Consider the following 623-nt stretch of genomic DNA (forward strand, 5'->3'; position numbering starts at 1 on the left):
GCGGCTCGGCGGCTCGGCGGCTCGGCGGCTCGGCGGCTCGGCGGCTCGGCGGCTCGGCGGCTCGGCGGCTCGGCGGCTCGGCGGCTCGGCGGCTCGGCGGCTCGGCGGCTCGGCGGCTCGGCGGCTCCTGGGGATGCTCGGCGTCTCGTGTGGAAGGTGCGTTCGGGGCGCCGTTTCGGATGTGTCTGACCGGGGGCACGGTCTCGTTGGCGGGCCCTTGATGCACCTTCGACTGGATGCTGGCCGGTGTGCGGACCGGCGTGGTCGCCGCTGGTGGCATCGACTAGCTCCGGGTGGCATCGACTGGTCGCGTGTCGGTGACTCGAGCGCCGTTGGGTGCATCGGCGTGCTGCCGGTGGCGGCAAGGGGCGGTGGGAACCCGGCGAATCGGGCATCGGGCGGGTCCTTCGGGTCGTCGTCGCAAACCGGCTCACGCCGTCGGGGTCTTGCGGTGGCTGGCCGCGAAGATCCACGTTGCATGTGACGGCGCGGGCCGGGTTCTGGGTTCGTTCTAGTGCGTTCTTCCCGGCCCCGGTGGGCGGCGACCCTGGCGGCGACGGCTCCGGCCCCTCCGGCCCCGACGAAGACCCAGCCCTGGTGGCGGCCCCGGCCTCTGGCGGCGG

Source organism: Dactylosporangium maewongense, assembly GCF_039531485.1.
GTDB lineage: Bacteria > Actinomycetota > Actinomycetes > Mycobacteriales > Micromonosporaceae > Dactylosporangium > Dactylosporangium maewongense.